This is a genomic window from Streptomyces sp. NBC_01320, assembly GCF_035974375.1.
Classification (GTDB): Bacteria; Actinomycetota; Actinomycetes; order Streptomycetales; family Streptomycetaceae; genus Streptomyces; species Streptomyces yanii.
In genome coordinates this window covers 8,990,865-9,010,160 of the sequence record NZ_CP108390.1, presented here as the reverse complement: position 1 = coordinate 9,010,160, position 19,296 = coordinate 8,990,865, and the positions used below count along the sequence as shown (strand labels likewise).

General features: G+C 70.1%; 18 protein-coding genes and 1 pseudogene. 3 read left to right on the top strand and 16 right to left on the bottom strand.

All coding sequences use genetic code 11. The features are described 5' to 3' along the window. Position 1: 1 nt before the first annotated feature. Both OG395_RS41010 and pyrR read right to left on the bottom strand, forming a co-directional pair. Entirely contained in the window at positions 2 to 1,009 is a 1,008-nt protein-coding gene (locus tag OG395_RS41010) for an aspartate carbamoyltransferase catalytic subunit (RefSeq protein WP_327247432.1), read from the bottom strand. Between the two features lie 82 nt (positions 1,010 to 1,091). Then, on the bottom strand, positions 1,092 to 1,676 hold the full coding sequence (gene pyrR / locus OG395_RS41005) for a bifunctional pyr operon transcriptional regulator/uracil phosphoribosyltransferase PyrR (protein ID WP_327247430.1): 585 nt from the start codon (positions 1,674 to 1,676) through the stop codon (positions 1,092 to 1,094). 196 nt (positions 1,677 to 1,872) lie between these two features. On the opposite strand from pyrR, the gene bldD reads away from it, so the two are divergent. Then, positions 1,873 to 2,373, top strand: a complete 501-nt coding sequence (gene bldD / locus OG395_RS41000) for a transcriptional regulator BldD (protein WP_014044812.1) — start codon at positions 1,873 to 1,875, stop codon at positions 2,371 to 2,373. 734 nt (positions 2,374 to 3,107) lie between these two features. Here the strand turns inward: bldD and nusB are convergent. The 13 genes from nusB to OG395_RS40935 form a co-directional block, all read right to left on the bottom strand. Next, positions 3,108 to 3,539: a transcription antitermination factor NusB gene (gene nusB, locus OG395_RS40995; RefSeq protein WP_327247428.1), complete on the bottom strand. Its 432-nt coding sequence runs from the start codon at positions 3,537 to 3,539 to the stop codon at positions 3,108 to 3,110. Positions 3,540 to 3,541: 2 nt separating this feature from the next. Further along, on the bottom strand, positions 3,542 to 4,108 hold the full coding sequence (gene efp / locus OG395_RS40990) for an elongation factor P (protein ID WP_030918902.1): 567 nt from the start codon (positions 4,106 to 4,108) through the stop codon (positions 3,542 to 3,544). 49 nt (positions 4,109 to 4,157) lie between these two features. Next, on the bottom strand, positions 4,158 to 5,267 hold the full coding sequence (locus tag OG395_RS40985; protein ID WP_327247427.1) for an aminopeptidase P family protein: 1,110 nt from the start codon (positions 5,265 to 5,267) through the stop codon (positions 4,158 to 4,160). Between the two features lie 68 nt (positions 5,268 to 5,335). Continuing rightward, positions 5,336 to 6,163: a Pro-rich N-terminal domain-containing protein gene (locus tag OG395_RS40980; RefSeq protein WP_327247426.1), complete on the bottom strand. Its 828-nt coding sequence runs from the start codon at positions 6,161 to 6,163 to the stop codon at positions 5,336 to 5,338. Positions 6,164 to 6,327: 164 nt separating this feature from the next. Continuing rightward, positions 6,328 to 6,768, bottom strand: a complete 441-nt coding sequence (gene aroQ / locus OG395_RS40975; protein WP_037695342.1) for a type II 3-dehydroquinate dehydratase — start codon at positions 6,766 to 6,768, stop codon at positions 6,328 to 6,330. Beyond that, complete coding sequence (gene aroB / locus OG395_RS40970; protein WP_327247425.1) at positions 6,765 to 8,411, bottom strand: 3-dehydroquinate synthase; 1,647 nt, start codon at positions 8,409 to 8,411, stop codon at positions 6,765 to 6,767. Before aroB ends, aroQ begins: the two co-directional genes overlap by 4 nt. Further along, positions 8,408 to 9,592, bottom strand: coding sequence for a chorismate synthase (gene aroC, locus OG395_RS40965; RefSeq protein ID WP_037695345.1), 1,185 nt, complete (start codon positions 9,590 to 9,592; stop codon positions 8,408 to 8,410). The genes aroB and aroC overlap by 4 nt, the downstream gene beginning before the upstream one ends. Before the next feature lie 147 nt (positions 9,593 to 9,739). Then, positions 9,740 to 10,567 (bottom strand): shikimate dehydrogenase, encoded by an 828-nt coding sequence (locus OG395_RS40960; RefSeq protein ID WP_327247424.1) that lies wholly within the window; start codon positions 10,565 to 10,567, stop codon positions 9,740 to 9,742. Next, positions 10,564 to 12,435, bottom strand: coding sequence for an endolytic transglycosylase MltG (mltG, locus tag OG395_RS40955; protein ID WP_327247423.1), 1,872 nt, complete (start codon positions 12,433 to 12,435; stop codon positions 10,564 to 10,566). Before mltG ends, OG395_RS40960 begins: the two co-directional genes overlap by 4 nt. Positions 12,436 to 12,530: 95 nt before the next feature. Beyond that, positions 12,531 to 13,016, bottom strand: a complete 486-nt coding sequence (gene ruvX, locus OG395_RS40950; RefSeq protein WP_327247422.1) for a Holliday junction resolvase RuvX — start codon at positions 13,014 to 13,016, stop codon at positions 12,531 to 12,533. Continuing rightward, complete coding sequence (gene alaS, locus OG395_RS40945; protein ID WP_327247421.1) at positions 13,013 to 15,682, bottom strand: alanine--tRNA ligase; 2,670 nt, start codon at positions 15,680 to 15,682, stop codon at positions 13,013 to 13,015. Before alaS ends, ruvX begins: the two co-directional genes overlap by 4 nt. Beyond that, positions 15,682 to 16,035 (bottom strand): DUF6167 family protein, encoded by a 354-nt coding sequence (locus OG395_RS40940; RefSeq protein ID WP_327247420.1) that lies wholly within the window; start codon positions 16,033 to 16,035, stop codon positions 15,682 to 15,684. The genes alaS and OG395_RS40940 overlap by 1 nt, the downstream gene beginning before the upstream one ends. Before the next feature lie 7 nt (positions 16,036 to 16,042). Further along, positions 16,043 to 16,492, bottom strand: coding sequence for a DUF948 domain-containing protein (locus OG395_RS40935; RefSeq protein ID WP_037695363.1), 450 nt, complete (start codon positions 16,490 to 16,492; stop codon positions 16,043 to 16,045). Between the two features lie 164 nt (positions 16,493 to 16,656). Between OG395_RS40935 and OG395_RS40930 the strand changes: the two are divergent. Beyond that, a pseudogene (locus OG395_RS40930) lies at positions 16,657 to 17,582 on the top strand (ATP-binding protein); the annotation flags it as partial. A 207-nt stretch (positions 17,583 to 17,789) separates the two neighbouring features. Here the strand turns inward: OG395_RS40930 and rpsD are convergent. Then, complete coding sequence (rpsD, locus tag OG395_RS40925; RefSeq protein ID WP_030918857.1) at positions 17,790 to 18,404, bottom strand: 30S ribosomal protein S4; 615 nt, start codon at positions 18,402 to 18,404, stop codon at positions 17,790 to 17,792. Positions 18,405 to 18,592: 188 nt separating this feature from the next. Here rpsD and OG395_RS40920 point away from each other — a divergent pair, with 188 nt between their 5' ends. Then, entirely contained in the window at positions 18,593 to 19,294 is a 702-nt protein-coding gene (locus OG395_RS40920; protein WP_327247419.1) for a DUF2470 domain-containing protein, read from the top strand. Positions 19,295 to 19,296 lie beyond the last annotated feature (2 nt).

The following is a 19,296-nucleotide window of genomic DNA, read 5'->3' as shown; positions in this document are numbered from 1 at the left end:
ATTACTTGTTCTCCTCGGAATCAGCGGGGCGCGCAGCGCTTCGATCAAGGGTGGTGGCGGGCTCGGACCCACCCAGCAGCAGATAGAGCACCGCCATCCGGATGGAGACACCGTTGGCGACCTGCTCGACGGCCGTGCAGCGGTCGGAGTCGGCGACCTCGGCGGTGATCTCCATGCCACGGACCATCGGGCCGGGGTGCATGACGATGGCGTGCTCCGGCATCCTGGCCATGCGCTCGCCGCCCAGGCCGTAGCGGCGGGAGTACTCGCGCTCGGTCGGGAAGTACGCGGCGTTCATCCGTTCGCGCTGCACACGCAGCATCATCACCGCGTCGGACTTCGGCAGCACCTCGTCGAGGCTGTAGCTGACCTCGCAGGGCCATTGCTCCACGCCCACCGGCACGAGAGTCGGCGGGGCCACCAGGGTGACATGGGCGCCGAGCGTGTGCAGCAGGTGGACATTGGAGCGGGCGACCCGGCTGTGCAGGATGTCGCCGACGATGGTGATCCGCCGTCCGTCCAGGTCCCGGCCCAGGCCGGCGTCGGCGCCGGCGCCGACCAGCCGGCGACGCATGGTGAACGCGTCGAGCAACGCCTGGGTGGGGTGCTCATGGGTGCCGTCACCGGCGTTGACGACGGCTCCGTCGATCCAGCCGGACGTCGCGAGGCGGTACGGGGCGCCGGAGGCACCGTGCCGGATGACGACGGCGTCGGCGCCCATCGCCTCCAGGGTCAGCGCGGTGTCCTTGAGCGACTCGCCCTTGGAGACCGACGAGCCCTTCGCGGAGAAGTTGATGACATCGGCGGAGAGGCGCTTGGCAGCGGCCTCGAAGGAGATGCGGGTGCGCGTCGAGTCCTCGAAGAAGAGGTTGACGACGGTACGGCCGCGCAGGGTCGGGAGTTTCTTGATCGGCCGGTCCGCTACCCGGGCCATCTCCTCGGCGGTGTCGAGGATCAGGACGGCGTCGTCGCGGGTGAGGTCGGCGGCCGAGATGAGGTGACGCTTCATCTGGGTGTTCTCCTGGAGAGTTCAGGCATGCGGGCGCGCGGAAGCTGTCGTACGACCAGTGCGTCGTACGGAAGGTATGCAGCTACTGCTCGCCTGCCGGGGCGGTCTGCTGGACACCGAGCAGTACGGCGTCACGGCCGTCCTCCTCTGCGAGCTGGACCTTGACCGTCTCCCGCAGCGACGTGGGGAGGTTCTTGCCGACGTAGTCGGCACGGATCGGGAGCTCGCGGTGGCCTCGGTCGACGAGGACCGCAAGCTGCACCGCGCGGGGCCGGCCGATGTCGCCGAGCGCGTCGAGCGCGGCGCGAATCGTGCGGCCGGAGAAGAGAACATCGTCCACCAGGACGACCAGGCGGCCCTCGATACCCTCGCCGGGGATCTCGGTACGGGCCAGGGCGCGCGCCGGGCGCAGCCGCAGGTCGTCGCGGTACATGGTGATGTCGAGGGAGCCGACCGGCATCTTCCGGCCGGTGATCTCCTGGAGCTTGTCGGCGAGCCGACGGGCGAGAAAGACACCTCGGGTCGGGATGCCGAGCAGGACCACGTCGTCGGCGCCCTTGGCGCGTTCGACGATTTCGTGGGCGATGCGGGTCAGTACTCGGGCGATGTCGGGAGCCTCCAGAACGGGGCGTGCCGCATTGCCGGTGGCTTCGTGCTGTGCGTCCATAAGAAACGGACCTCCTTCTCCGCCTCACTGGACGGACCTTAAAGGACGTCGAAATTGCGTCATCAACGTTACCAGGGCTTGTACCAGCCCTTGGTCGCACCCCCGGGAGGTGCCGGTCCGGACCATTCGGCTTGACGCATCCAAGTAACGCTGCGTAACCTCACAGTGAGTTACCAGACTTCGTCCGGGGAGCCTTATGTCCAGCGAATACGCAAAACAGCTCGGGGCCAAGCTCCGTGCCATCCGCACCCAGCAGGGCCTCTCCCTCCATGGCGTGGAGGAGAAGTCCCAGGGCCGCTGGAAGGCCGTCGTGGTCGGCTCGTACGAGCGCGGCGACCGCGCCGTCACCGTACAGCGCCTCGCCGAGCTGGCGGACTTCTACGGGGTCCCGGTGCAGGAGCTTCTGCCCGGTACGACGCCGGGCGGGGCCGCAGAGCCGCCGCCGAAGCTCGTCCTGGACCTCGAGCGGCTTGCTCACGTCCCGCCGGAGAAGGCCGGACCGCTGCAGCGCTATGCCGCGACGATCCAGAGCCAGCGCGGTGACTACAACGGCAAGGTGCTCTCGATCCGCCAGGACGACCTGCGCACGCTGGCCGTGATCTACGACCAGTCGCCGTCCGTGCTCACGGAACAGCTGATCAGCTGGGGCGTGCTGGACGCGGACGCGCGTCGCGCGGTTGCCCACGAGGAAGGCTGACGTCCGGGGCTGAAGCCTCGGCCAGCAGAAACGTACCGCCGGGTTGCCGGGCGCCTTTTCGGGCCCGGCAACCCGGCGTTTTTTCTGCCCCGGTCCGGGGTGCGGGGCCGCCGCGGGGGGCGGTGCGGTTCTCGCACCCGGGTCCGGGGGGCGGGGTTCCGTCCTCAATCGCCGGACGGGCTCCAATTTTCGGCGCCGTGCCCCGGGGGCGCCGCCGCACCGTGCGGTGGGTGGTGGGCGGGGCCCCTCCGGGGCGTCTCCTCAGGACTGGCGCGGAAGCCGGCAACGCGGACGAACCCGGCACGCACGCCAGCCCCTGCGGGGACTCCCCTGCACGGCCCCACCCAGGCATCGCCCGCGCCCCCGACCCGGCGGTCGTGACAGGAGCGCACACCGGGCCGCTGACGCGCGACGGCCGGTCCGGGGCCGTGCAGGGGAGTCCCCGCAGGACGACGAACGGATACCCGGGCTCCCCCGCGTACCCGCCGAACGTTCGTCGCCCGAGGAGACACCCCGGAGGGGCCCCGGACCATCACCCACCGGGACAGGCGACCGTGCCACCAAGGGCCAGGCCGACACCTCAAGCCCGTCCGGCGATTGAGGACGGAACCGGTCACCCCGGACCCGGGCACCGCACCACACAGCAGACCCGCCCCGCCCAGGGGCCCCGCACACGCCGAAGGGCCCACGGTCACCCGACCGTGGGCCCTTCGTGGGCTGAACGCCGCCGCAGCCTACGCCTCGCGGCGAAGGTTCGGCTTGAGGTCCTTGAACCGGGCGAGCAGCCCGTTCACAAAGGCTGGGGAGTCATCCGTGGAGAACTCCTTGGCAAGCTGCACCGCCTCGTCGATGACCACCGCGTCCGGCGTCCCGTCCACCCAGATCAGCTCGTACGCTCCGAGCCGCAGGATGTTCCGGTCGACGGCCGGCATGCGGTCGATCTCCCAGTCCACGGCGTAGGTGACGATGAGGTCGTCGATCCGGTCGGCGTACTGCGCGTACCCCTCGACGAGCTCCATCGTGTACTCGGTGACCGGCGGCTGACGGGTGTCGGACCGCGAGTGCCGGACCCAGTCCGCGAGGACCGTCTGCACGGACTCACCGCGCTGGTCGGCCTCGAAGAGAATCTGGAAGGCGCGCTTGCGGGCCGTGTTCCGGGCAGCCACGGTTAGCTGTTCACCCGGCCGAGGTAGTCGCCCGTGCGGGTGTCGACCTTGATCTTCTCACCGGTGGTGATGAAGAGCGGGACGCCGATCTCGTAACCGGTCTCCAGCGTGGCGGGCTTGGTGCCACCGGTGGAGCGGTCACCCTGCACGCCCGGGTCGGTGTGCTGGATGGTCAGCTCGACGGCGGCCGGCAGCTCGACGTAGAGCACCTCGCCCTCGTGCTGGGCCACGGAGGCCGTGAAGCCCTCGATGAGGAAGTTGGCGGCGTCGCCGACAGCCTTGCGGTCGACCATCAGCTGGTCGTACGTGTCCATGTCCATGAAGACGAAGTACTCGCCGTCCATGTACGAGAACTGCATGTCGCGGCGGTCAATGGTGGCCGTCTCGACCTTCACGCCGGCGTTGAACGTCTTGTCGACGACCTTGCCGGAGAGCACGTTCTTGAGCTTGGTGCGCACGAAAGCCGGGCCCTTGCCGGGCTTGACGTGCTGGAACTCGACGACGGACCAGAGCTGGCCTCCGTCGAGCTTGAGCACCAGGCCGTTCTTGAGGTCGTTCGTGGAAGCCACGGTTGCGGAATCTCCTGGACTGAAGCTGGTGGACGGCCAAGGATGCGCGCTAGAGCGCGAGCAGCTCCTTGGTCGTAATGGTGAGTAGCTCGGGTCCGCCGTCCGCCTCGGGGCGCACGACGAGCGTGTCATCGATCCGGACCCCGCCCCGACCCGGGAGGTGGACCCCCGGTTCGACGGTGACCGGCACACAAGCGTCCAGTTTACCCATGGCTGCCGGTGCCAGCTGCGGGTCCTCGTCGATTTCGAGTCCCACACCGTGCCCGGTCCAGGGCGCGAGGCACTCTCCGTGGCCTGCGGAGTCCAGGAGATGCCGGGCCGCACGGTCCACATCGCGGTATGCCGCGCCCGGCACGAGAGCCTCGCGTCCGGCCCGCTGAGCGGCAAAAACCAGGTCGTACAGATCGATCTGCCAGGCGGCCGGCGCGGTCCCGATGACAAACGTACGGCCGATCTCGCACCGGTAGCCGCGATAGTTCGCGCCGAGACAGACGGAGAGGAAATCTCCCTCCTCCACGCGCCGGTCCGAGGGCCGGTGACGGCCCTGACCCGAGTTGGGTCCGGTGGCCACCGAGGTGGCGAAGGCGGGGCCGTCGGCGCCGTGGTCCACCAGCCGCCGTTCCAGTTCCAGGGCGAGGTGCCGTTCGGTGCGGCCGACCAGAATCGATTCGAGGAGTTCACCGAGAGCCTGGTCGGTGATCTCGGCGGCGATCCGCAGACAGGCGATCTCCTCCTCGTCCTTGACGATGCGCAGCTGCTCGACCGTGGCGCCGAGATCGGTCAGCCGGAGCCGCGGGGCGACCGAGGCCATGGCCCGGTGACGGGAGACCGTCAGATCGTGTTCCTCGACGGCAAGCGATTCCGCGCCGGAGGTGGTGGCCAGGTCGGCTGCGGCGACCGCCGGGTCTTCGCCGCCGGAGGGGGGCAACGGGGCCAGCCGCAGCTGGTCGTCGGTGTGCCCATGGTCGGGTTCGCCGGTCGGCTCGCGGGGGCAGAGCAGAACGTCCTCGTCGGGGCCGAGCAGCAGCACGGCACCCGGGGGCGCTCCGCCCGCGAGATAGCGGACGTTGGCGGGGCGGGAGACCAGGGCGGCCGCGGATCCGACGGCGGCGCACCGGTCGCGGAGCAGCCCGCGGCGGACGGCGTACACCTCTGACATGCCACGAGCCTACGAGCGGGGGCGCCGGGCCGCCCGGTCAGCGCATCCGACCGGGGGCCGACCTGCCGTCACCAGGCCGGCGGGCTGGCTATCGAGCGGGCGAGTACGTCGTCGAGGACGCGGGCCGTGGTCTCCACGTCGTACGTCGAGTTGTCGATGATCGGCAGCCCCGAGCCGTACCAGCCAGCCATCCGTCCGTGGATCCGGGCGACCTCCTCGTCCGAGAGGCGGCGGTTGCCACTGCGGGCGGCGTTGCGCTCCAGAACGATCTCCAGGCCGGGCAGGAGCACCACGGGCAGAAGCCCCGGGCCCACATGACGCTTCCAGCCGCCCAGGCCCACGACGGGGCGGTCCGGGAAGACCGCGTCGTCGAGGATGCAGGAGATCCCGTTGGCCAGGAAATTACGGGCGGCGAAGCCGCAGGTGCGACGGGCCAGGCGGTACTGGGCCTCCGAGTGGTCGTTCCACCCGGTCTGCGGGTCGGCGAAGCCGGAGCGGACCCATTCGCGGACGTCGTCGAGGCTGACGTGGGCGGTGGGAACGCGGCGGCGGCCGGCCCACAGTTTGGCCACGGTCGTCTTGCCCGCGCCCGCGGGGCCGATCAGGAGGACGGCGAGCGTCGCCGTGCCCGTGCCGGGCTCGGGGGGTGGTGCGGGCAGCGGCACGGGGCCGCCGGGCGGCAGCTGGATGTGCCCGGTGGTCTCCCGGGACACGGGCGCCGGGGCGTGGTGCGGGGCGGGGCCCGTCCAGCCGGGGCCCTGGGGCGCGGGAGGCGGAGGTGGCGGCGGCCCCGGCGGACCGGGGTGGCCGGGGTGCTGGGCCTGGTGCGTCCAGCCGGCAGGTCCGTTTCCGGGTCCTTGGGGCGGCGGCAGCGGGGCCCCCACTGCATGCTGCATCCGGTGCCACTCCGTCTCGTACAGGCAACTGGCGTGGTGGAACGGCAACCGTACCTCCCCCGGCTACCGCTGGGAGGTGCCCCCTCCCGGCCGTCGCACAGGGAACGGTCGGGGACGGTCCGGAGTGCCCCGGCGGCCGGTGTTCCGGCCGACGGGGCTCCGTGTCAGTCCGTGAGTTCGTCGGCGAGGGCGCGCAGGGCGAGCCGGTAGGAGCCGATGCCGAATCCGGCCACGGTCCCCGTGGCGACCGGCGCGACGACGGAGGTGTGGCGGAATTCCTCCCGTGCGTACGGGTTCGAGATGTGCACCTCGATGAGCGGGGCGGTGCGCTGAGCGGCCGCGTCCCGCATTCCGTACGAGTAATGCGTGAAGGCTCCTGGGTTGAGAACGACCGGAATTGCCCCGTCCGCGGCCTCGTGCAGCCAGCGGATCAGTTCGCCCTCGTCGTTGGTCTCCCGGACGTCGACGTCGAAGCCGAGCTCCTTGCCGAGCGTCCTGCAGGTCTCGACGAGTCCGGTGTACGACGTCGCGCCGTACACATCGGGCTCACGGGATCCGAGTCGGCCGAGGTTCGGCCCGTTGAGCACGAAGACCCGGCGGGTCACGCCGACACCTCCCCGTACGCGGCGAGCAGCACCGCCGGGTCGGGTCCCTCCAGGACGGTGGGCTTGCCCAGGCCGTCGAGGACGATGAAGCGCAGCAGGTCGCCGCGGGACTTCTTGTCGATCTTCATGTTCTCCAGCAGCTTGGGCCACTGGTCGCCGCGGTACGTGAGCGGCAGTCCGACGGACTCCAGGACGGTGCGGTGCCGGTCGGCGGTGGCGTCGTCCAGGCGCCCGGCCAGCCGGCCCAGCTCGGCGGCGAAGACCATGCCGACGGAGACGGCCGCGCCGTGGCGCCACTTGTAGCGCTCGTTCTTCTCGATGGCGTGGGCGAGGGTGTGCCCGTAGTTGAGGATCTCGCGCAGCCCGGACTCCTTGAGGTCGCTGGAGACGACCTCGGCCTTGACCCGGATGGAGCGCTCGATCAGCTCGGCGGTGTGCGGTCCGGCGGGCGTACGGGCGCCTTCCGGGTCCGACTCGATCAGGTCGAGGATCGCGGGGTCGGCGATGAAACCGGCCTTGATGATCTCGGCCATGCCGCTGACGTAGTCGTGCACGGGAAGCGAGTCGAGGGCGGCGAGGTCGCAGAGCACCCCGGCCGGCGGGTGGAAGGAGCCGACGAGGTTCTTGCCCTCGGCGGTGTTGATGCCCGTCTTGCCGCCGACGGCCGCGTCGACCATGGCGAGCACGGTCGTCGGCACGGCGATCCAGCGCACCCCGCGCAGCCACGTCGCCGCGACGAACCCGGCCACATCGGTGGTGGCGCCGCCGCCGACGCCGACGATGACGTCGGTGCGGGTGAATCCGGTCTGGCCGAGCGCCTTCCAGCAGTACGCCGCGACCTCGACGGTCTTGGCCTCCTCGGCGTTCGGCAGCTGAATGGCGATGGCCTCGTACCCCTGGTCGGCGAGGTCCTGCCGGACCGCCTCACCGGTCTCGGCGAGCGCCTCGGGGTGCAGGACCGCGACCCGCCGTGCGCGGTCGCCGATCAGCGAGGGCAGCTCACCGAGCAGCTGTCGGCCGACCAGCACCTCGTACGGGTCGGTGCCCGCGCTCCCGGCGATCTGGATGCGTGTGGGTCCCTGGTCCGTCATGCGTGTGTTCTCCCGGCCGGGCGCCGCGGGGTCGCCCGCGCTCTCCGGCAGTTCCAGTGCGTCGAGGACCGCCTGGGCGACCTCTTCGGGTGTGCGCTCGTCGGTGGCGACGGTCGCCCTGGCCACCTCGGTGTAGAGATGGCGGCGGGCGTCCATCAGCTCGCGCCACTGCCGGCGCGGGTTGACGGCGAGCAGCGGGCGCGCGGTGTTCAGCCCGACCCGCTTGACGGCCTCTTCGACGTCCATCGAGAGGTAGACGACCGCGTGGTCGGCGAGCAGGGTGCGGGTCGTCTCGTCGAGCACGGCTCCGCCGCCGAGTGAGAGGACGCCGGTGTGCTCGGCGACGGCGGTGCGTACCGCCTGCCGTTCCAACTCGCGGAAGTGCTCCTCGCCCTCGTCGTAGAAGATCTCCGAGATCGGCTTGCCCGCCGTGGCCACGACATCCGCGTCGGTGTCCCGGTAGGTGGTGCCGAGCCGGCCGGCGAGCAGCTCACCGACCGTGGACTTGCCGACGCCCATCGGGCCGACGAGGACGATCAGCGGGCCGCTCATCGGATCTGGAGGTGGTCGAGGTACGACTGCACGTTGCGGTGGGTCTCGGGGACGCTGTCCCCGCCGAACTTCTCCGCCACGGCGTCGGCCAGAACCAGCGCGACCATCGCCTCGGCGACGATGCCGGCGGCCGGCACCGCGCAGACATCGGAGCGCTGGTGGTGCGCCTTGGCCGGCTCACCGGTGACGACGTCGACGGTGGCGAGCGCGCGGGGCACGGTCGCGATGGGCTTCATCGCGGCGCGGACCCGCAGCAGCTCGCCGGTGGTCAGACCGCCCTCGGTACCACCGGAGCGGCCGGAGGCGCGCTTGATGCCGTCCTCGGTGACCAGGATCTCGTCGTGCGCCTTCGAGCCGGGAACCCGGGCCAGGTCGAAGCCGTCTCCGACCTCGACACCCTTGATCGCCTGAATGCCCATCAGCGCTGCGGCGAGGCGCGCGTCGAGACGGCGGTCCCAGTGCACGTGCGAGCCGAGGCCGACCGGCACTCCGTACGCGAGCACCTCGACGACACCGCCCAGGGTGTCGCCGTCCTTGTGGGCCTGGTCGATCTCGGCGACCATTTCCTTGCTCGCGGCGGCGTCGAGGCAGCGCACCGGGTCGGCGTCGAGCTTCTCGACGTCGGCGGGCGTGGGGTAGACACCGTACGGCGCCTTGGCCGCGGCCAGCTCGACGACGTGGCTGACGATCTCGATGCCCGCGGTCTCCTTGAGGTACGACCGCGCGACGGCGCCGAGCGCCACCCGGGCCGCGGTCTCCCGGGCGCTGGCGCGCTCCAGGATCGGCCGGGCCTCGTCGAAGCCGTACTTCTGCATGCCCGCGAGGTCGGCGTGGCCCGGCCGGGGACGGGTCAGCGGGGCATTACGGGCCAGGGTGGCGAGCTCGTCGGGATCGACCGGGTCGGCCGACATGACCTGCTCCCACTTGGGCCATTCGGTGTTGCCCACCATCACGGCGACCGGGGACCCCATGGTCAGACCATGGCGTACTCCGCCCAGGAAGGTGACCTCGTCCTTCTCGAACTTCATCCGTGCGCCGCGGCCATAGCCGAGCCGCCGCCGGGCGAGTGCGTCCGCCACCATCTCCGTGGTGATCGGGACGCCGGCGGGAAGACCCTCCAGCGTCGCCACGAGTGCGGGGCCGTGCGACTCCCCCGCGGTCAGCCAGCGCAACCTGCTCAACGGTGCTCCTCATGCTCGCGCCTGGAACTGCAACGGCGCGACCGGGTGCGCGGCCCTGGCCCGCCGCCCTCGATCCTCCCACGCCCGGGCCCCCGAACCGGCCGCCGGTCCAGCAGACGGACGGACCGGGGCGCGTGACCGGTGTGGTCAGCGGGCGGCGAGTGCCTCTTCGCCGGCCTTCCGCATGGTTGCGAGCGGGGCGGTCGAGCGGCCCGTCATCTGCTCGACCTGGAGGACGGCCTGGTGCACCAGAAGGTCGAGACCTCCGACGACTGCGCCGCTCCGGGACGACCAGGCGACTGCGAGTCCGGTCGGCCAGGGCTCGTACAGCACATCGAAGAGCGTGCCTGGAGCGTCCGGTACCGCACCGGCCAGCGCGTCCGTGGTTCCGGCGGGCGTGGTCGCGATCACCAGGGGTGCGCGCAGCGCCTGCCCCGCGTCCGCCCAGTCGGCGATCCGGACGTCGACGCCGAGGCGTTCGCCCCAGCCGCGCATCTCGTCGCCGCGCTCCCGGCTGCGTACGTAGGCAGTGACCGGCCCCGTGCACATCGCCCCGAGGGCGGCAACGGCCGAGGAGGCGGTGGCTCCGGCGCCCAGGACGGCGGCGGACTCCACCTTTTCCACGCCTCGCTCGCGTAGAGCCGCGATCATGCCGGGGATGTCGGTGTTGTCGCCGACACGACGGCCGTCTTCGGTGAACACGACCGTGTTCACAGCTTCGACCGAGGAGGCCGTCTCGCTGATGGAGTCCAGCAGCGGGATGATCGCCCGCTTCAGCGGCATGGTCAGCGAGAGTCCGGCCCACGAGGAGTCCAGGCCCTCGATGAAACCGGGCAGCGCCTGCTCGTCGATCTCGAACCGGTCGTAGGTCCAGTCGGTGAGACCGAGCTCGGCGTACGCGGCCCGGTGCAGGACCGGGGAGAGCGAGTGGGCGATAGGTGAGCCGAGAACGGCTGCCCTGTGCGCGTGGGTCACTGGCCCGACTTCTTCCGTTCTTCCTCGTATTTGGCCACGTTCTTGTTGTGCTCGGCATTGGTCACGGAGAACAGGGTTTTGTCCTGCGTCACCGAGACGAAATAGAACCATGGTCCGGGCGTCGGGTTCATGGCGGAGTGCAGAGCGGCACTACCGGGGTTGTTGATCGGCCCAGGTGGCAGGCCGTGGATGTAATACGTGTTGTACGGCTCCTTCCACTGGCGCAGATTCTTCACCAATCCGATGTCCAGGGTGCTCTGGCTCTTCGCATAGTTCACGGTCGAGTCGAAGTCCAGCAGACCATTCGTCTCGACGTTGCCCGGCTTCAGGCGGTTGTAGACGACCCGTGCGACCTTGTCGAAGTCATGCTTGTACTTGCCCTCGGCCTGAACGAGGCTGGCGACCGTCATCAGCTGCCAGGGGTCCTTGAGGCCCAGCTTCTTGGCGCTCGCCTCGAGGTCGACCTTGCCGTACTCCTCGTTGGCGCGGGAGACCATCTGCTTGAGGACGGCCTCCGGCTTCATCCCCTTGGCAGCCGGATAGCTCGCGGGGTAGAGGAAGCCCTCCAGCGGGTCCTTGAGTTCCGGGTGGTTCTTGGCCCATTGCGGGAGCCCGAGGCTGCCCGCTTGCTTCTTGGCGACATCGCCGGTGGTACCTGCCTTGAGACCGAGCTTCTTGTCGATCAGCGTGTAGACGGCGGCGTTGCGCCAGCCCTCCGGGACTGTCAGCAGGTTCTGGCTCTTCGGGTCGAGCATCATCTTCACGGCCTCGGCCGCGGACATCTCCTTGTTCAGGAGATAGACGCCCGCCTGGATCGACTTCCCCTTGGGGTTCTCGGCCTGCGCGGCGATGAACGCGTCGACGCTCTTGACGACGCCCTTCGCCTTCAGGATGCTGCCGATCTCGTTGCCGAGGGCGTTTTTTGGGATCTCCACCTCGACGCTGCCGGAGCCCTGGCCCGAGTAGTCAGGTGCCGCGCCGAATTTGTTCTGCCAGTACGTGTAGCCGACGTAGCCCACCCCGCCGACACCTCCGGCGAGGACCACGGCGACGACGAGGCAGGCGCAGCCGCTGCGGTTCTTCTTCTTACCCTTGCCGCGACGTTCGCTTCCGCCGCGGCCACCACCCCTGCGCGGATCGTCGTCGTACTCGTCATCGTCGTCCCGGGGGTCCCGGCCGTCACGGTCGTCGTCGGCGCCCGTGAAGAAGGGGTGTGTCTCCTCCTCGGGTACGTCCGGGTCCCAGTCGGGGTCCTGCGGCGGGGCCTGTTGTGGCGCGGCCTCGCGTCGGCCGGGCGGCTGCGGCGGGGGGTACGCCTCGGGGGTGCCGTAGTAGTCGTGCGATTCGCCGTAACCGTTCGTCCCGTTCCCGTACGGATCATTCGGAGGGGCGCCGTACGGCATCGCGGCCTGCTGGCCGGTGTCCCACCCTCCGTTGTACTGCGGCTGCTGGGGGGGCTGCTGGGCGTACGGGTCCTGCTGCGGCTGCTGGGGGGGCTGCTGGGCGTACGGGTCCTGCTGCGGCTGCTGGGGGGGCTGCTGGGCGTACGGGTCCTGCTGCGGCTGCTGGGCGTACGGGTCGTGCTGCGGCTGCTGGGCGTACGGGTCGTGCTGCTGCGGCTGCTGGGCGTACGGGTCGTGCTGCTGCGCGTACGGGTCCTGCTGCTGCGCGTACGGGTCCTGCGGAGCGCCGTACTGCTGGTGCTGCGGGTAAGCCTGCTGGGGCGGCTGCTGAGCGTAGGGTTCCTGCGGACCGCCGTACTGGCTCTGGCCGTGGGCAGCCTGCTGGCCTCTCCATCCCTGGTCCCCGGACAAAGGGTCCTCGGGATGCCACGGTTCGGAGCCGGGGCCCCGGCCATACTCAGTCATCGATCCCCTAGAGCCGCGAGACGACGTTCCGCCTCTTTGCTGTGCGGTGTTTGTTCGAACACCGCCGCATCGCGCGGAACGTTACCGTATCGCGATCAGACAACCACTTCGACGCCCTCGCCCGGAGCTTTACCTGACGCCCGTTCCGACTCCAGAGCGTTCTGGAGGATCACCACAGCGGCAGCCTGGTCGATGACAGACCGGCCCTTCTTGGACTTCACGCCCGAGGCGCGCAGTCCCTGACTCGCCGTCACTGTGGTCATCCTCTCGTCCACCAACCGCACCGGAATGGGTGCGACCGAGCGGGCGACCTCCTGGGCGAAGAGCCGGACCTTGACCGCTGCGGGCCCTTCACCGCCGCCCAGAGACCTCGGCAGGCCGATGATGATCTCGATCGGCTCGTACTCCTCGACGATCTGCCCCAGCCGCCGGTGGGCGGCCGGGACGTCACGTCCCGGCACGGTCTCCACCGGCGTGGCAAGGATCCCGTCGGGGTCGCACGAGGCGACCCCGATCCGGGCGTCCCCGACGTCGATCGCGAGACGACGTCCGCGGCGCATCTGCGTCACTCCCGCCGTCACGCCGTCTCGGCGACGAGGCGTTCGACCGCGGCAATGGCGTCGCCGATGGCGGCCGGGTTCTGGCCGCCGCCCTGGGCGACGTCCGGCTTGCCACCGCCTCCGCCGCCGAGGGTCTTGGCGGCCGTGCGGACCAGGTCGCCGGCCTTGAGTCCGCGCTCGCGGGCGGCCTCGTTGGTGGCGATGACGGTCAGCGGGCGGCCATTGGCCGTGGTGAACAGGGCCACGACAGCAGCGCGGCCGCCCTGGATGCGCCCGCGGACGTCGAGGACCAGCTTGCGCAGGTCGTCGGCCGAGGTGCCGTCCGGCACCTGGCCGGTGACGACGGCGGCACCGCGGACGTCCTTGGCGGACTCGACGAGCCCGGCGGCGGCCTGCAGGACCTTCTCCGCGCGGAACTTCTCGATCTCCTTCTCGGCGTCCTTCAGCTTGCCGAGCATGGCGGAGACCTTCTCCGGGAGCTCCTCGGGGCGGCCCTTGACCAGCTCCTGGAGCTGGGCGACGACCGTGTGCTCCTTGGCGAGGAAGTTGTACGCGTCGACACCCACGAGGGCCTCGATACGGCGCACACCGGAACCGATGGACGATTCACCGAGCAGCTTCACCAGACCCAGCTGGGCGGTGTTGTGGACGTGCGTACCGCCGCACAGCTCCTTCGAGAAGTCACCGATGGTGACGACGCGGACCCGCTCGCCGTACTTCTCGCCGAACTCGGCGATGGCGCCCTGCTTCTTGGCCTCGTCGATGGACATCACCTCGGCCTGGACGTCGAGCTCCCGGGAGAGAACCTCGTTGATCTTCTGCTCGACGTCGGTGAGGACCGTGCCGGGGACGGCGGCGGGCGACCCGAAGTCGAAGCGGAAGCGGCCCGGGGAGTTCTCCGAACCGGCCTGGGCGGCCGTCGGGCCCAGCGCGTCGCGCAGCGCCTGGTGCGTGAGGTGCGTGGCGCTGTGGGCGCGGGCGATGGCGCGGCGACGGGTGTTGTCGATGGCGGCGTAGGCGGAGGCGCCGACCGTGACCTCGCCGACCTGGACCGTGCCCTTGTGGACGGAGACGCCCGGGACGGGCTGCTGGACGTCGCGCACCTGGATGACGGCGCCGGTGTCGAGCCGGATCCGGCCCTGGTCGGCGAGCTGGCCACCGCCCTCGGCATAGAACGGGGTGCGGTCGAGGACGACCTCGACGTCGTCGCCCTCCGTGGCGGCGGGTGAGGGGACACCGTCGACGAGGAGGCCGACGATGGTCGACTCGCCCTCGGTGGAGGTGTACCCGGTGAACTCGGTGGTGCCGGAGTTGTCGGCCACCTCGCGGTAGGCGGACAGGTCGGCGTGGCCGGTCTTCTTGGCCTTGGCGTCGGCCTTGGCCCGGTCCCGCTGTTCCTTCATCAGGCGGCGGAAGCCGTCCTCGTCCACGGCGAGGCCCTGCTCGGCCGCCATCTCCAGGGTGAGGTCGATCGGGAAGCCCCAGGTGTCGTGGAGCAGGAAGGCCTTGTCGCCGGCGAGGACCTTGCCGCCGGCGGCCTTGGTCTCGGTGACGGCGGTGTCGAGGATGTTGGTGCCGCCCTTGAGTGCCTTCAGGAAGGCGGCCTCTTCGGCGAGGGCGACGGTCTCGATGCGCTTGCGGTCGGTGATCAGCTCCGGGTACTGCTGGCCCATCGACGCGATGACCGTGTCGACGAGCTCGGCGACGACCGGGCCGGTCGCACCGAGGAGGCGCATGTTGCGGACGGCGCGGCGCATGATGCGGCGCAGCACGTAGCCGCGGCCCTCGTTGCCGGGGGTGACGCCGTCGCCGATGAGCATGACGGACGTACGCATGTGGTCGGTGACGACCCGGAGGGAGACGTCCGAGGTGTGATTGTCGCCGTAGCGCACCCCGGTCAGCTCGGTGGCCTTCTCGATGACGGCCATCGAGGTGTCGATCTCGTAGAGGTTCTGCACGTCCTGCAGGATCATCGCGAGGCGTTCGAGGCCGAGGCCGGTGTCGATGTTCTTGGACGGCAGGTCACCGAGGATCGGGAAGTCCTCCTTGCCGTCGCCCGCGCCCCGCTCGTACTGCATGAAGACCAGGTTCCAGATCTCCACGTAGCGCTCGTCGTTGACGGCCGGGCCGCCCTCGACGCCGAACTCGGGACCGCGGTCGTAGTTGATCTCGGAGCAGGGGCCGCACGGGCCGGGGACGCCCATGGACCAGAAGTTGTCCTTCTTGCCCAGGCGCTGGATGCGCTCGGCCGGAACGCCGATCTTGTCGCGCCAGATGGCCTCGGCGTCATCATCGTCCAGATAGACCGTGATCCACAGCCGCTCGGGGTCGAGACCGAAGCCACCGTCCGCCACGGAGGTGGTGAGAGCCTCCCAGGCGTAGCTGATGGCTCCTTCCTTGAAGTAGTCGCCGAAGGAGAAGTTGCCGCACATCTGGAAGAAGGTGCCGTGCCGGGTGGTCTTGCCGACCTCTTCGATGTCCGGCGTACGCACACACTTCTGCACGCTGGTGACGCGCGGGGCAGGCGGCTTGACCTCGCCGAGGAAGTACGGCTTGAAGGGGACCATGCCCGCGGGGACCAGCAGTAGAGTCGGGTCGTCCGCGATGAGCGACGCCGAAGGCACGACGGTGTGCCCGCGCTCCTCGAAGAAGCTCAGCCAGCGGCGACGAATTTCAGCCGACTCCATCAGTGGTCCTCATTCCGGTTGTACGAGTTGTAGGGGAGTTTGCGGTAGGCGGTGGCGTCGGCGGCCCGGGCGGGCTCGGCCGCCTCGACCGCGAACTGACGCTGCAGGGGGAGTTCGGGGTCGACCGGTGCGTCGAGGCCCAGCGCCTCGCCCAGTTCGGCCTCGCGCCGGACCATGCCGTCACGGACGTCGAGAGCGAAGTCCTTGAGCTTGTGACCGCTCTCGATCGCCTTGTCGGCGGCGCGCGCCACGAGGCTCTCGGGGGTCAGCTGCTTGAGCTTCCGGTTGACCTTGGTGGTGGCCCAGACGCCGGCGGCTGCGCCGGCGGTGAACCAGAACGTACGGCGGAACATCGCTGCGTCAGTCCTTCGATCCGCGGGAGCTTCTGCCGCCCTGCTTCTTGGCCCGCGCGGACGGCACCGTGCGGCCGACGATCACCGTGCGCCGGGATGCCCGGCGGGCCGGCTCGGCTTCCGGAGCGGTCCGGCGGCCGATGGCCTGCCGCACTCCGTAGCCGAAGGCGGCGACCTTGACCAGCGGTCCGCCGAAGGTCGATGCGACAGTCGTGGAGAGCGCCGAGGCGTTGGAGGTGACCTCCTGGACGTCCGTCGCGATCGCGTCGACCTTGTCGAGCTGCGTCTGCGCGGAGCGCACGGTCGCGGACGCGTCGGCCAGCAGCGGAACGGCCTGCTCGGTCACGTCCGCCACGAGTTTGGTGGTCGCCCTGAGCGTCTGGGCCAGCCTCACCAGGACGACGGCGAGGAACGAGACCAGGATCGCCCAGAAGACGGCCACCAGGATCCCGGCCACCTCTCCACCGGTCACAGTGCACCGCTCTCTGGCTTGTCGAATCGTCGTCTCCCGACCCTATCGCGCCGGGGGCCACGCCCCCTACCGCATTACTGGTGGGCGGAGTGGTAGTTGCACAAAGGAGATTGTACGGAGAGCTTTCGCGTCAGTACTCTGCGTGTTTCATGCGACGCTCTCAGCGCCCCTCCCCCGCCGATCCGGGCCCGGGCGCCGCGACGCGCGGCAATCTTCCGGCGGAACTGAACAGGTTCGTGGGACGCGAGGCGGAGCTGGCCCATCTCGGCAGGCTGCTGCGGGAGTCGAGGCTGGTCACGTGGTCGGGGTCGGCGGCGTGGGAAAGACGCGTTGTGCCACCAGGGTTGCCGCCCTACTGGAGAAACGGTACTGCGACGGGGTCTGGCTGGTGGAGCTGTCCCCCGTCCACGATCCGGAGCTGCTGGAACATGCGGTGGTCGACGCGCTGGGACTCACCGATCACACCAGCCGGTCGCCCCGCACGACACTCCTCGAACATCTCGCCGAACGTCAACTCCTCCTGGCGTTCGACGGTTTCGAGCATCTCGTCAACACCTGTGCCGGACTCGTGCAGGAGTTGCCGCGCCGGGCGCCGCGATTGCGGGTGCTGGCCACCGGGCGGCTGCCTCTGGAGCTGGACGGGGAGATCGCCTATCCGCTCGCGCCGATGGCCGACAAGGACGCGATGGAGCTGTTCGCCGACCGGGCGGCCGCGGTGCAGCCGAACTTCCGGCTGACCGAGGACACCCGCGGATCGGCGCGCGAGCTGTGCCGTCGCCTGGACGGGATCCCGCTCGCGCTGGAACTGGCCGCCGGACGGCTGCGCGCCCTGTCCGCGGAGCAGGTGCTGCAACGGCTGGACGACCGCTTCCGGCTGCTGACCGGCGGCAGCCGCAGCGCGCCGGGGCGCCACCACACGCTCCGTACGGCCATCGGCTGGAGCCATGAACTGTGCGCGCCGGAGCAACGGCTGCTGTGGGCGCGGCTGTCCGTCTTCGCCGGGCAGTTCGATCTGGAAGCCGTCGAATACATCTGCAGCGGCCCCGACCTGCCGGCCGAGTCGGTGCTGGACGTACGAGTCGGGGCGGCGGGCGGGCGGCCGACTGGATCCGGACACGGCGGTGGCGAGGGCGCTGACGGGCCGGGCCCCGGACCGGCCCGGCCCAAAGGGGCAGTGGCCGGGACCCGTGCCCGCACCGGACGGCAGAACGCGGAAGCCCGCCGCCTCCCCGACATCGGGAAGGGGCGGGCCTGAGCGCTGGTGAGAGCGGCTACGCCTGGATCAGCGGGCGTAGTACTCGACGACGAGCTGCTCGTCGCAGATCACCGGGATCTCCTTGCGGTTCGGGTCCCGGTCCAGACGGAAGGCCAGGGCCTTCAGGTTCACCTGCAGGTAGCGCGGGGTCTCGCCGTCGGGGGCGTAACCACCCTCGCGGGCCACCTGGAAGGGGTGCTTGTCGCGGCTGCGCTCGCGGACCATCACGATGTTGTCGGGACGGACGCGGAACGACGGCTTGTCGACCTTGCGGCCGTCGACCTCGATGTGGCCGTGCACGACCATCTGACGGGCCTGGTAGATCGTGCGGGCGATGCCCGAACGCAGGACCAGCGCGTCGAGACGGCGCTCGAGCTCGACGACGAGCGCCTCGCCCGTCTTGCCCTCGGCCTTCTTGGCGCGGTCGTACGCGCGCGCCATCTGGCGCTCGCTGATGTCGTACTGGGCGCGCAGACGCTGCTTCTCGAGCAGACGGACCTTGTAGTCCGAGTTCTGCTTGCGGCCACGGCCGTGCTCGCCCGGCGGGTAGGGGCGGGCCTCGAAGTACTTGACGGCCTTCGGCGTCAGGGCAATGCCGAGCGCACGGGACTTCTTGACCTTGGGACGCGACTGGTTAGGCACGTTCTCCAGACCTCCGTTGTGGGTTAGGTTAGGCTCACCTTACTCAAGGAGATCGCATGTCTCGCCCTGGGAACACCACACACGTCACGGACAGCACAGACAGCGTCGACGCCATCGAGGGCGTCGATACGACGGAGGACCGATCAGATCGTGGTCAGCCGCGTCCCAGCGGGCTTGAAAACACTCGGATGCCGTCAGCAGCCGAGCGCACACGAACTCTCGTACAGAGTACCTGTTCGGCGGTACTGCTCATCCCCGGGTTGACCACTGCGGGCTTCGACCAGCTGATTCCACTGGACCGGAGCGTGGGCCCCGAAGGGGACCTGTTCCTCGAATTCCCTGCCGAATCCCCGGCCGTACGGGCCGCGACACGTGCCCAGGACGACGAGTTGACCGCTGTGCTCGAGATCACGGACGTCGCGCCGGTATCGGTGCCGCACCGCATCCGCGGCCGCGGCCGGATCAAGGGCCGGCTCACGCCCGTACCCGGGATGGCCGGGCCGGGCCGGATGATGCTGCGGCTGGAGACGGGTGAGGCATTCGTCGACGATCTGTGGGGCGCGCAGGGCGTCCAGCTGGAGGAGTTCCGTGACGCCACCGCCGACCCGCTCGTCGCCCACGAGGCGGAGCTGCTGCAGCATCTGCACGCGGCGCACGGCGAACAGCTGAACATGCTGTGCGGGCTGCTGGGCGAGCGGACGGAAGGACGCTGCGCGACACACACGCCCGCCGTCGTCCCGGTCGCACTCGACCGCTTCGGGCTGCGGGTGCGGTTCCGCGAGGCGGACGGGCAGTGCTTCGACGCCCGCTTCGACTTCCCCGAACCGGTGCGCGACATGGTCGGGCTGCACTGGGCCATGCACACGCTGTTCGAGGCGGCGGCCCCCTGAGA

What these genes read in the sequence shown, in the direction of transcription:
- alaS (WP_327247421.1), bottom strand. Translation starts at nt 15,682, where the DNA reads ATGGAGTCGGCTGAAATTCGTCGCCGCTGGCTGAGCTTCTTCGAGGAG.
- OG395_RS40985 (WP_327247427.1), bottom strand. Translation starts at nt 5,267, where the DNA reads ATGTCAGAGGTGTACGCCGTCCGCCGCGGGCTGCTCCGCGACCGGTGC.
- OG395_RS41010 (WP_327247432.1), bottom strand. Translation starts at nt 1,009, where the DNA reads ATGAAGCGTCACCTCATCTCGGCCGCCGACCTCACCCGCGACGACGCC.
- pyrR (WP_327247430.1), bottom strand. Translation starts at nt 1,676, where the DNA reads ATGGACGCACAGCACGAAGCCACCGGCAATGCGGCACGCCCCGTTCTG.
- mltG (WP_327247423.1), bottom strand. Translation starts at nt 12,435, where the DNA reads ATGACTGAGTATGGCCGGGGCCCCGGCTCCGAACCGTGGCATCCCGAG.
- OG395_RS40940 (WP_327247420.1), bottom strand. Translation starts at nt 16,035, where the DNA reads ATGTTCCGCCGTACGTTCTGGTTCACCGCCGGCGCAGCCGCCGGCGTC.
- OG395_RS40980 (WP_327247426.1), bottom strand. Translation starts at nt 6,163, where the DNA reads ATGCAGCATGCAGTGGGGGCCCCGCTGCCGCCGCCCCAAGGACCCGGA.
- bldD (WP_014044812.1), top strand. Translation starts at nt 1,873, where the DNA reads ATGTCCAGCGAATACGCAAAACAGCTCGGGGCCAAGCTCCGTGCCATC.
- OG395_RS40920 (WP_327247419.1), top strand. Translation starts at nt 18,593, where the DNA reads ATGCCGTCAGCAGCCGAGCGCACACGAACTCTCGTACAGAGTACCTGT.
- aroB (WP_327247425.1), bottom strand. Translation starts at nt 8,411, where the DNA reads ATGAGCGGCCCGCTGATCGTCCTCGTCGGCCCGATGGGCGTCGGCAAG.